The sequence below is a fragment of the Paraburkholderia sp. CNPSo 3076 genome, from assembly GCF_026343935.1.
GTDB classification, from domain to species: Bacteria; Pseudomonadota; Gammaproteobacteria; order Burkholderiales; family Burkholderiaceae; genus Paraburkholderia; species Paraburkholderia nodosa.
The window spans coordinates 210,041-222,656 of sequence record NZ_JAPMAL010000007.1; the positions used below are offsets into that span (position 1 = coordinate 210,041).

3 protein-coding genes are annotated in these 12,616 nt (G+C 63.7%); 1 reads left to right on the forward strand and 2 read right to left on the reverse strand.

Features of this window, described 5'->3' with window-relative positions; translation table 11 throughout:
- Nucleotides 1-2: 2 nt before the first annotated feature.
- The gene (locus tag M3A49_RS10595; protein ID WP_266228631.1) at nucleotides 3-9,923 is read right to left on the reverse strand and encodes a non-ribosomal peptide synthetase/type I polyketide synthase; all 9,921 of its coding nucleotides are present in this window, start codon (nucleotides 9,921-9,923) and stop codon (nucleotides 3-5) included.
- 367 nt (nucleotides 9,924-10,290) lie between these two features.
- Nucleotides 10,291-10,971 (reverse strand): 4'-phosphopantetheinyl transferase family protein, encoded by a 681-nt coding sequence (locus tag M3A49_RS10600; RefSeq protein WP_266228632.1) that lies wholly within the window; start codon nucleotides 10,969-10,971, stop codon nucleotides 10,291-10,293.
- A gap of 669 nt (nucleotides 10,972-11,640) precedes the next feature.
- Between M3A49_RS10600 and M3A49_RS10605 the strand changes: the two genes are divergently transcribed.
- The gene (locus tag M3A49_RS10605) at nucleotides 11,641-12,579 is read left to right on the forward strand and encodes a glycosyltransferase family 2 protein (RefSeq protein WP_266228633.1); all 939 of its coding nucleotides are present in this window, start codon (nucleotides 11,641-11,643) and stop codon (nucleotides 12,577-12,579) included.
- The last annotated feature ends 37 nt before the right edge of the window (nucleotides 12,580-12,616 follow it).

Here is a 12,616-nt window from a genome sequence, read left to right on the forward strand (position 1 = left end):
GCTCAGGCTCCTTCGGCAATCCGGCGCTTGAAGTTGAGGATCGACGGACGCGCCACGGGAGGAGCCTCAACCAGGTCGTCAGCCACTGCGCCATCGAGGCTTGAGGCCAACTGCTCGATCGTGACGTTCTTCATGAGTTGACGCGCATCCACGCCCAGCCCGCGTTCGTTCATTCGCGCGACGATGCGAAAGAGCTGCAGGCTGTCTGCGCCGAGGCTGAAGAACTTCTGGTCGATACCGATCTGCTGGAGGCCGAGCACCTCGCCCCAGATTGCGGCGATGGTGGACTGCGTCGGCGTCATGGCGACAGGTTCGGCCACGGCGATGATCTCCGCCGGTTTGCTCGCCTCCGGCTCGATGGCCACCGATTCGACCGGCACCGGCGCTTGCGGCACGACCTTGAGCGCAGCATGCGGCTGGCGCACTGGCACGGCCACCATGTCCGCCGTCGGTACGGGCAGAGCCTTGCGGTCGAGCTTGCCGTTGCTGGTCTGCGGCAGGGCTTCGAGCGTCATCCACAGCGTCGGCACCATGTAGGACGGCAGTTGTCCGGCGACGTGCGCCGCGACCGCGCCTTGGTCGGGCTTGTCGGAGCCGGCGCCGACTACGTAGCCGACGAGGCGCGGACTGTCGCCCACGGTATGCAGGGCGACGGCGGCTGCGCGAACGCCGGGCGCCTTGCGCAGGGTGGCCTCGATGTCCTCGATCTCGATGCGGAAGCCGCGCAGCTTGATCTGCTGGTCGCGACGGCCCAGGTGCTGGAGCGAGCCGTCGGCGAGCCGCTTCGCAAGATCGCCGGTACGGTAGAGCCGGCGCGGCGCAGCGCCTTCGATGGCAACCGACTTGAAAGCGGCATCGGTCAGGTCAGGGCGGTTGAAATAGCCCTTTGCGAGGCCTTCTCCGCCAATCCACAGTTCGCCGCTCACGCCCTCCGGCGCCAGATGCAGGTCGTCGGTCAGCACGTGCAGGTCGGTATTGGCGAGCGGCGCGCCGATCACCACCGGTGCGTTCGCAACGACACGCGAGGCGGAGGACCAGATCGTCGTCTCGGTCGGGCCGTAGAGGTTCCACACCTCCGCGCCGGTCGCGAGCAAGGCGTCGGCGAGGTCGCGCGGCAACGGCTCACCGCCGCACAGGATCTTGAAGCCCTTCGGCGCCTTGAATCCCGCCTCGAGCAGCATGCGCCACAGCGAAGGCGTCGCCTGCAGAACGGTGGCGGCTTCGTCTTTCAGGCGAGTCACCAGTTCGAAGCCGGTACGCACTTCTGCGTGGCCCGCGATGAAGGTCTGCCCGCCGGCGATGAGCGGCAGGAACAGCTCGAGACCCGAGATATCGAAGGAGAACGTCGTCACCGCGACGATGCTGTCCCTGACCGTAAAGCCCGGCGCGTGCGCCATCGAGAGCAGGAAGTTGCTCAGCGCGCGATGGCCGATCTCCACGCCCTTGGGCTGACCCGTCGAGCCCGACGTGAAGATCACGTAGGCCGAATCCGCGTCCGTTACGGTGGGCAGCGCCACAGTTTCGTCGTCGTCCTGCGCGAGGAGCGCCTCCACGTCCAGCACGCGATGCGCGCCCGGTTCCAGCAGCGTGAGGCTTCCCTCATCGCTGAGGACGGCGGCGATGCCGGCGCCATCGAGAATCTGGCGCAGGCGTGCAGGCGGCATCGTCATGTCGAGCGGAACGTAGGCGCAGCCCGCTCGCCACACGCCGATCATGGCGGCCACGATCATGGCGCTGCGTTCCATCGCGAGGGCGACGCGTTCGCCCGACGCGATACCTGCCGCCATGAGCCGGCGGGCGATCTGGCTTGCGCGTGCGTCGAGTTCGCCATAGGTCAGGCTCGTCGAGTCGTCAGATACGGCTGTCGTATCCGGGGCTTGCCAGGCTTGCGCGGCGATCAGCGCCGGGGTCGTCTGCGAGAGATCGAAGTCACGCTGGGAAGCGTTCAGCTCGTCACGAAGATGGTGGATTTCCACATCGCTCAGCAGCGGCAGCGCCGCGACCGGCGTTTCGGCGTCGCGCGCGATTGCCGTCAGCAAGGTTTCGTAGTAGCCGAGCCAGCGCTGGATCGTCGTTTCGTCATAGACGTCGGTGTTGAAGTCGCAATCGAGACGCAGGCCTTGCGCCGATTCGATCACGTTCAGGAACAGATCGAAGTTGCTGTAGGCCTTCGCATTCGGTGCGAAGTGCGTGGTCACGCCTGCCATGTCGAGTTCGCCGTCGACCTTTTCCAGGTTGAACTGCAGGTCGGTCAGCGGCAGCCGGTTGAGATCGCGCTTGATGCCGAGATCGCGGACCAGTGCGCCGTAGGTGTAGTTCTGCCGGTCGCCTGCGTCGTACAGGTGATCGCGCACCGCTTTCATGTGCGTGGCGAAAGGCTTCTCGCGGTCGAACTTCACGCGCAACGGCAGGAAGTTGACGCAGTGCCCGACCAGCAGCGCTTCGCCCGCTTGCGACTGGCCAGCCATCGGCGCGGCGATCACGACATCGTCATTGCCGGACAGACGGCCGAACAGCACCTGAGCCGCGCCGAACAGCGTGGCGAACAGCGAGCAGCCCTGCTTCGAGGAAGCCGTCTTGACCTGCTTGAGAAGGTCGGCTCCCAGATGGCGGGTCGTCGAAGCGCCGTTGAAGGTCTTGCGCTCAGGGCGCGGGCGATCGCCGGGCAAATCGGGTTGCGGCGCCGGGTCACGATGGACGTTCATCCAGAACTCGCGCGTGTCTTTCTCGACACCGATTTCGTCCTGTGCCTTGGCGAAGGCGAGGAAGCTCTGCACTTCGTCGAGTTCGGGCTGCGTACCCCAGACTTCTGCCGCGTAGAGCGCAGACAGATCGCGCAGGATGATGTTGATCGACCATCCGTCGCAGACGATGTGATGCGCCGTGAACACGAATGCCCACTTCTGCGCTTCCAGGCGAACCAGTGCGGCGCGCGCAAGCGGCGCCCGGGTGAGGTCGAAGACCTCGCGGGCTTCCGCGTCGATGATGGCCTTGAGCTCGCCCGCCGGATCGGCGTGGGTGGAAAGGTCGATCGGGACCAGCGGCACGGTCGTCGTCGGTTCCGCGAACATCGTGTCGCCCACGCGTGAGAAGTGCACGCGCAGCGCATCGTGGCGGGCGACAGTCGCGGCGAAGGCGCGTTCGAAAGCGGCCTCGTTCAGCTTGCCATTGAGTTCGAGCGTGAACGACTCATTGAACGCGAGCGAGGCCTCGTGGCCCTGCTGGGCCGACATCCAGATTTCCTTCTGCGGCTCGGTGAGCGCAGACTGCGTGAGCTGCCGTTCGACCTGCGTAAGCACCGCAGCGTCTTGCGCGCCGCCGAGAATGCCGACACGCTGGAGCGCGTCGATGCTCGCGATGAAGGCGTCGCCGATCTTGCGGATATCCTCGTCAGAATGGCTCGTCGTCAGGAAGCAGGGGAAGCCTTCCATGATATGAACGCCGAGGTAGCGCATATACGGATAGAAGAGGCTGCCGAGGCGATCTTCGCCCGCGAGATTCACATAGAACCAGCTCGAGAAGGATTCCGCGCGCGCGGCGATGCCGACCTTCTCCAGATGCGCGTTGACACGCTGCACGAGGCCGGCCATGCGCGCACCGAGACCTTCCTGGAGCGCCGGGCCAGCTTCCTTGAGGTGCAGAAGGACGGCTTTCATTGCGGCCAGCACCACGGGGTGGCGCACGAATGTGCCCGCGAAGAACGTCGGCGGAACTTCGGGTACCGAAGCATCGCCGAATTGCCACTGACCGCCGTCGAGCGCGTCCATGTATTGCGTGGTGCCCGCAAGCACGCCAATGGGCAGGCCGCCGCCGACCACCTTGCCGTAGGTCGCCATGTCGCCCTGGATGCCCCACAGGCCTTGCATGCCGGCCGGATGGACGCGAAAGCCCGTCACGACCTCGTCGAAGATCAGCGCCGACTCATTGGCCGCCGTGACGTCGCGCAACTGCTGCACGAACTCCTTCGGACGCAGATTGGGATGGCGCGACTGCACCGGCTCGATCAGCACCGCTGCGATATCGTCGATGTTGGCCTTGATCCACTCGAGGCTTTCGGGACGGGCATACGGCAGCACGACCATGTTGCCCACGGAGGCTTGCGGGATTCCGGGGGCGAGCGGGAACGCGCGCGGCACGCCCGCTTCGCTGCCCGGCTTCACGAGCACTTCGTCGAACTGGCCGTGATAGTCGCCGTCGAAGCAGACCACCTTGTCCTTGCCGGTCACCGTGCGCGCGAGGCGCATCGCCGCCATCACGGCTTCCGAGCCGGTATTGCAGAACGTGACGCGCTGGTGGCCCGTCATCTCGGAGAACATCTGGGCGACTTCGCCCGCGAGCGGCGACTGCGGTCCAATCGCGAAGCCTTCCGCCAATTGCGCGTTGACCGCCTCGACCACGAAATCGGGCGTGTGGCCGAACGCGGTCTGGCCGTAGCCGTTGACCACGTCGATATATTCATTGCCGTCCACGTCCCAGATCTTCGAGCCCTTCGAGCGCTGGGCGACGATCGGATAGACGAGTTCTTTCCATTCCTCGCGGAAGCCGCTGGCGGTGCGCGGATCGGCGAGCACGGCACGGTAGGATTGCGTACGAGCCTTCGAGGTAGCGGTTTTCGCCGAGTAGCGCGCGGCGAGGTCGGTGATGAACGACTTCTGGGCGTCGGTCATCTGGGCCGAATGCGTGGCGCCCGGCTTGTACGCGGTGAAGCGCGACGGGCGGTTCTCCTCGAACTTGATCTCGGGGCCAGCGGAGTGCGCGGGCGCGGCGGCAGCTGCGTGGGCTGCGACGGCTACAGGTGCGGGCGCAGCGACAGCAGGCGCAGGGATCTGGAACGTCGCGGCGGGCTGCTGCACGGCCAGAGGCGCGCCTTGCAGTACCTCAAGCTGACGCGCGATCACCGACTGCATTGCGGCGAGCTGATCGCGGATCACCGACTGGAGGTCGCCCGTAGCCGGCACAGTGGTCATTTGCACTGCCACAGGCGCGCTCACTTGTGCAGCGGCAATGGCGACCGGCGCGGCCGCTGCTTGAACAGCGACCGGCGCAGCAACCGGTGCGGCCTCAGCAGGCACTTCCGGATCAGGCGGCATTGCGCCGTCGAGGAACTGCGCGAGGGCGGGCAGCGTCGGATAGTCGCTCATGATCTGCCGGAAGCTGATCGTGACGTCGTAGCGGCGGCGCAGCTGCCGGGACACTTGCCCCATGAACAGCGAGTCGTAACCGAGGTCCCAGAAGGTCACGTCCGGATTGGACGTATCCGGTGCTTCGCCGGACATTTCGGCAAGCAGTGACGCCAGTTCGGCAATGAGACGCGGTTTGCGGTCGATTTGGACGGTTTGGGTCATGGCGGTCTGAGGAATATCGTTTAGGGCTTCGGACGAGGCTTGCGCGGCAATCGCTGGGGCAACGGTCGTTGGCTGACTTGAAGAGGCGGTTGCCGGGGCGTCAATCCAGTGCCGTTCCGGCTCGAAGGGATAGGTGGGCAGCGAAACGCGGCGGCCAGTTTCAGCCCGCAGCGTTTTCCAGTTCGGCTTGACGCCGTTCAGCCACAGGCGCCCGGTCGCCTCGGCGAGGATGGCAAGCTCGCGATCGCGCGTCGCGAAATCGGGCAGCGAGGCAATCGCGCCCTGATGCCGGTCCTTGGGCAGGCCTTGCAGGACGAACGTCGAGAGCGTGCGGCCGGGGCCGATTTCGAGCAGGAGGGGCTTGCCCTCTGCCGTGACCGTGGCCAGCGCGTCGCTAAAGCGCACGACATTGCGGCAATGGCTGGCCCAGTACGCTCCCGACACCGGCTGATCCATCGCCGCCCATTGCCCGGTTACGGAGGACACGTACGGGATCTTCGGCCTCGCGAAGGAAAGGCTGTTCGCGACCTTGGCAAGATCGTCGACGACGCCGGACATCATGCGCGAGTGGAACGCGTGCGACGTGTGCAGACGGCGATGCTCGATATCGCGTGCCTTGAGCGTGGCCTCGAATGCCTCGATGGCTGCGAAGGGGCCTGCCACGACGCTGAGCGTCGGCGCATTGATTGCGGCGAGATCGACGTCGCCGGGCAGCATGGGGCTGAGTTCGGCCTCCGACAGGCGCACGACCAGCATCGCGCCCGGTTCGGCCGACTGCATGAGCGCACCGCGTTGCGCGATGAGGCGCAGCGCATCCTCGAAGGCGATCGCCTCCGCCACGCAGGCCGCGACCAGTTCGCCGACGCTATGACCGATCATGGCTGCCGGCTTGATGCCACGCGAAATCCACAACTGTGCCAGCGCATATTCAAGGAGGAAGAGCGCAGGCTGAGCGTAGATCGTCGAGCGGATGGGGTGCGGGGTGTCGTCGCCTTCCGGGGCTTCACTCAACAGCAGCGTGCGGATGTCCAGCCCGAGATGCGGAGCCAGCGCCTCTGCGCCCTTGTCGATCCACTCGCGATAGACCGGCTCGGTGCGATAGAGCGCGGCTCCCATGCCCGGATACTGGGCGCCCTGGCCGGGGAACATGAAAACGACTGCAGGCGCTGTCTGTGGCGCCTGTGCTTCGATCGCGCCTTTCTGGAGCTTGGCCTGGGCCTGCTCCACGCTCTCGGCGACGACAACGGCGCGGTGCGCGAAATCGCGGCGTCCCGTTTGCAGCGTCGCGGCCACGTCGGCTAGTGCGATCTCCGGATGACTAGCGAGATGCGTGGCGAGATTCACTTTCGCGCGCTCGAGTGCGGCAGCGCTGCGGGCCGATACCGGCAGGATCTGGAGTCCTTCGTTTTGGTCACCAGAGGCAGTACGGCAAGGCGCCTCCTCCAGCACCACATGGACGTTCGTCCCGCCGACGCCGAGCGAACTCACACCGGCGCGGCGCGGCGTGGCGCCGTCAGCCCAGGGACGCACGGCCGCATTGAAGAAAAACGGACTGTTGGCCAGGTCGATGCCCGGGTTGGGCGAACGGAAATGCGTGAGCGGCGGCAAGGTGCGGTGGCGCAATGCGAGCGACGCGGCAATGAAACCCGTCACGCCCGCGGCCGCGTCGAGGTGCCCGACATTGGCCTTCGCCGAGCCGAGCGCGCAGAACTGGCCGCCCTCTGCGCCGCCCAGGCGAAACGCCTGCACGAGGCCCGCGAATTCAATCGGATCGCCGAGCGGCGTAGCCGTGCCATGGGCCTCGACATAGCCAATCGAAGCCGGATCGATGCCAGCCTCGGCGTGCGCAATGGCAATCGCGCGTGCCTGGGCGTCGACGCTCGGCGCGGTGAAACCGACCTTGTCGGAGCCGTCGTTGTTGATGCCCACGCCGCGGATCACGGCATAGATCGGATCTTCGTCGGCGATGGCGTCTTCGAGACGTTTGAGCAAGACGACGCCGGCACCGCTGCCAAACACCGTGCCCTTCGCATCGGCATCGAACGGACGGCACACGCCGTCGGGCGCGCCCATGCCGCCTTCTTCGTAGAAGTAACCGCGCTTCTGCGGGAAGGTGATCGAGACGCCGCCGGCCAGCGCCATATCGCAACGTCCCGCCCGAAGGTTCTCGACGGCGAGGCTGATCGCGGTGAGCGAGGTGGAGCATGCCGTCTGCACGGAGATAGCCGGCCCCGTGAGTCCGAGCTTGTAAGCCGTGCGGGTGGCGACGAAATCACCGGCCCCCACGAGCTTCTGATACTCGCCGATCTGGAACTGGCTCGTAAACTCGTCGATGACCGCGCGATCGGTCAGGATGTGCTTGAGGAAGTAGGTGTTCATCGACGTGCCGGCGAACACCCCGACGGCGCCGGCGATCGTTGCCGGGTCGTATCCGGCATCTTCGAATGCTTCCCAGGCGATCTGGAGGAACAGCCGCTGCTGCGGGTCGGTGAGCGCGGACTCGCGCGCGAGCATGCCGAAAAAGCCGGCGTCGAAGTGGTCGACGTTCGCGAGTATCGGCCGTGCCTTGACATAACTCGCGTCGCGGCGCGACTTGTCGTCGAAACTGTCCTCCAGTTCCGCCACGTCGAAATGTGTGATGCAGTCGCGCCCCGCGAGGATGTTGGCCCAGAATTCCGGGACGTTGCGGGCGCCGGGAAACCTTCCCGACATGCCGACGACTGCGATTGCGCCGCTTTGCACGTCGCGGCGTTGACGAATTGCCTCTTTGTTCACTGTTGGCAGCGTCGTTCGCAGATGCGAAGCCAGCGCCTCGACATTGGGATGACGAAACAGATCCACCAGCGCGACCTTGGCCGCGACGTCGCGCGCGATGATGGCGTGCGCGCGCATCAGATCGAGCGAGCGCAAGCCGAGGTCAAAGAAGTTCGAGCGGCGGTCGACCGGTTTGCCGAGGAGCCCTTCGAATACGGACGCGAGCTTGTCGGCGATATCGTCATCTACGGGCGAAGGTGCTGACGATGCATCGGATTGCGTATCGATCGACGCAAGCAGCGCTTTGCGGTTGATCTTGCCATTGGGCGTCAGCGGCAAGTCCGGCAGGACACGCAGTTCCGACGGCATCATGTAATCGGGCAGGGCCGACTTGAGATAAGCGCGGATTTCGTTCAGGAGGACCGCCGCATCCGCCGCATCGGCCTTCACGAACCCCGCAATGGCCTTGCCCATACGGCCGTCGAATGCCGCCACGGCCGCATCGGCCACGCCGGGGGCCACGCGCAGCGCATGTTCGATTTCGTCGAGTTCGATGCGTTTGCCTGCAATCTTGATCTGCCGGTCGTTGCGGCCCAGAAATTCGATTGCCCCGTCCGCGCGACGGCGCACGAGGTCGCCCGTGCGGTAGAGCCTGGCGCCGGGAGCGAAAACGTCGTCGACGAACTTCTCGGCCGTCAGTTCTGGCCGGTTCAGATAGCCGAGCGCGACACCGTCACCGCCCGTGACCAGTTCGCCGACTTCGCCATCGGCAACAGGCGCGAGCTTGTCGTCCACGATGTAGGCGCTCGTGCCCGCGATGGCGTAGCCGATGGGAATGGCATCGAGTGACGCGCCGTCGCGCGGAATGCGGTAGCAGCAGGTGAAGGTCGTGTTCTCGGTCGGGCCGTAGCCGTTGATGATCTGCAGACCCGGATGGGCCTCCATGACCTTGCGTACATGGACGGGGGACAGCACGTCCCCGCCCGTCAGCGCCTCCTTGAGCGGAAGAAAGGCTTCCAGCCGATAGTCGGCGAGCGCATTGAAGAGGCCAGCCGTGAACCAGGCGCTGGTGACGCCGAGTCGCGCTATCTCGGACGCGATCGTGTCGAGAGAGGGCTGGACCTCGTTGACGATGGCGGCACAGCCGCCGTTCAGGAGCGGTCCCCAGATCTCAAGCGTGCTCGCATCGAAGGCGAGCGGCGCGAGGTTGAGAAAGCGCGTGTGGGGCGAAAGCTCGGTGAAGGTCTGGCCACGCACGAGGCGCAGAATCGCGCGCTGCGGCACGACCACGCCCTTGGGCTTGCCGGTCGAGCCGGAGGTGTACATGACGTAGGCCGCGTCGTCACGACTGCACGCGTGCAGCGGTGCGGGCTCGGCCGCTTCTGCCGCTGCCGCGACATGCTCGAGATCGACTGAGACGCCGTTCAGCTCGCCAACGCTGGCGAGCGCCGCCGCTTCAGCGATGATGAGCTTGGGCGCGCAATCGGCAACGATGAAATCGAGTTGCGCCTTGGGATAGGCGCGGTCCAGCGGCACGTAGACGCCGCCCAGCCGCAGGATCGCCAGCATCAAGGCCAGCGTGTCGCGGCTGCGCGAAACCATGATCGCGCAGCGCTCGCCCGGCTCCAGTCCCATTTCGCGCAGGACGGTAGCGAGCCGCGCCGAACGTTCGCCGAGGGCGGCGTAATCTTCCTCGCCCGTGGCGTCAATCACAGCAAGATGATTGCCGAACTCGGCACATATGGCATCGAAGCGCGCTGCCACGCCTGGCACATGTTCGGTCCCGCCCGGCAAAACGCCTGAAAGTCCATCTCTGTGTGACATTTGCTACTCCCTCACAATTTTGAGGACGGTCCTGGGTTGAGCCAGGCCTGGCGATGTACACGCAGCGTTTGCGCATAACGGCTGCCGGTCACGGGATACGCAAGCCACCCGCAGTCCTGCGCGGCTGGCTTGTCTCCCACGTCTGAATTTTGCTGTAAGAGGAAGTTAAACTCCCGCGGGATGCCTATCCGTTCGCCGTCGCACACACGATGTGCTGCAGCAACACATCGCACTGGGGCGGCGCGGGCGCACGGAGCGCATATGGCTTGGAGGCGAAGACCTGCGATCTGCGTGTGGAGTTGTGCACGGCACAACCGTGTTGAGTCGCCGGACGCGACGATGGCGGCGCGCCCAAGACGCCGTCAGGTCAGTCCATCGGGACGATCGACCAATCAGCGTGGCGGGCCGCTACCGCCGCCGCGCAGCTCGGACTGGGTGACAGGGCGCGAATGCACCAATGCGAGGCTTCCTGCGCTTCGCCGCCGACGAAGCGCGGTGTCGTGTCGCCGTGAACGGCAAGATCGAACTCGAAATGCTCCGGCGGCAGGATGAAGCCGGTTCCGAGCGCTTTCAGGCTGGCCTCCTTGCGCGCCCAGGTTTCAAAAAAAACCGGCTGCCGTTCTGATGCCGGGAGCGCGTCGAATTGTTCGCGCTCGCGAGCGGAGAAGACTTCGAGCGGCATGCCCTCCTCGATTGGACGAATCTGTTCTACATCGATGCCCACTTCGAAGCCGTTCGAAATGGCGAGCGCCGCCGTATTCTCGCTATGGCTCAGGTTGAAGCAGATCCTCCATCCAGAAGGTTGGCTCGTGCAAAACGGTTTGCCTTCCGGACCATACTCAAGTACGACCGCCCGCGCAGGGAGCACGGTATAGCGGCCAAGGATCTGTCTGAGTTTGCCCCGTCCGGTCACGTAACGGCGGCGATGCAGCTCGAAGCGGAAGTTGCCGGCCCGCTCGTGCTCCTGTGCGGATAGCATCTCCCAGTACCGATCAAAATCACTCCCGCAGGCGTCAAGGTCCCATTGCCAGACATGGACTTCTCGCATGGTTGGCGGCGTGAGTGGCGACGAGGACATTGCGGGCCCGGTTCGGCGTGCGGTGGCGAAGTGTCGGTGGAGCACGGGGCTTCGCGCGCCACCCGGTTGGGCGCGCAACGAGCGGCTCACATACCAGAGAATGTACAGATACAACTCATGCGGATTTGTTGGGAAACCCACGGAACGGCACTTGCGCCACGGCCTACGATTCATCAAGCGTGATGCAATTACGCTGCACCGCGTGCGCGCATCCGTGCGGGGACCGACGAGTCGACGCGGCAATTGCCGAAACAAGGCGTCGACACAAAACCTGTGAGGCTCTCCGCAACTAGCTGGGCTGCATGGTCCGTTGCGACTCGATGCAGCGCCGGACGAATCATCTATTGCTTTGGCTTCCAGAGCGCGTTTCGGTTGCGTTCGTTATTGAATTGCGTCAGTTCTATGGTCTTTGAAAAGACCGGTCCGAAACCCGTTGGGGAAGATTTGCCAATCGCCAATGTATTGAATTTGAAAGTATGTTTAATTTTAATGTAAGAAATATTGCTGGATTTTCAACCGTGAGATCTGCTTCCGGTAAGGAACGGTAAGAATATGTGTGATTGACGTGCTACCAGATCAAGACCGATAGTTTTACCCTTTGCACGAGGAAGTTGTCGAAATTCAGATTCGAGGTGTGGGATGGGGCGTGATTTTGACAATGTCTACAACGTGAGTGTGATCATTCCACACTACAACAGCCTTGATTTGCTCTGGGTGGCAATAGAATCAATTTCGACTCAAACCGTTCTTCCGCGGGAGATTATCGTCATAGATGACGCATCGGGGTTGCAGTTCGAATTGCCGAGTCGTTGCGGAGACAACATTGCTTTGCGTCTGATTCGCGAAAGCGAGAACCATGGCGCGGCGTGGTGTCGAAACCGGGGCATCGAGGAGGCCACCGGTGATCTGATCGCTTTCCTGGACGCTGACGACCGATGGCTCCCGAACAAGCTCGAATGCTGCATCGCCGCATTCGGCCCCAAGCCTGCCGGGAATGAAGCAAAGGTGCTCTTCAGTAACGTCGTGCTAACGGACATAGGCCGGCGTATACTGGGCAACCGCTCTCCCTACGATGGCCAGTCGATGCTCGACTTCATCCTGCTGGAAGGGGGCTATATTCAGACCTCGTCGATCATGATGTGGCGTCATCAGTACCCGCTGATCAGCTTCGATGGATCGTTGCGCCGTCATCAGGACTGGGATTTCGCCATTCGAGCTGAAATGGCTGGCTGCGTATTCGTTTATTTGCATGATCCACTGGTGGAGTATTCCCTGAGTGAAAGTTCTGCCAGAATATCGAAGGCGGTCAGTTGCGAACCCAGTCTCGAGTTTTTTGAAAAATATAACAAGCTGATGTCAAAGGGGCATGTTTCCTCATTTATATTTAATGTGCTGATTTACAAGAAAATGAGTATTGCCTTGAGGCTTGCCATTGTCGAGCGAGTTTTGTTGAGAGAGATCGAGATGCCCAGCAAGGATTGGGCGTCGCTGTTTGCGAGGCTGGTTATCGGCTGGGGTGGTGTGAATTTAATCAAACAGTTGAGACGGATAATCCGCGCGGAGGATTATTCGACGTGAGATGCATCGGCCCCGAAAAATAAAAATCATAGCCGCG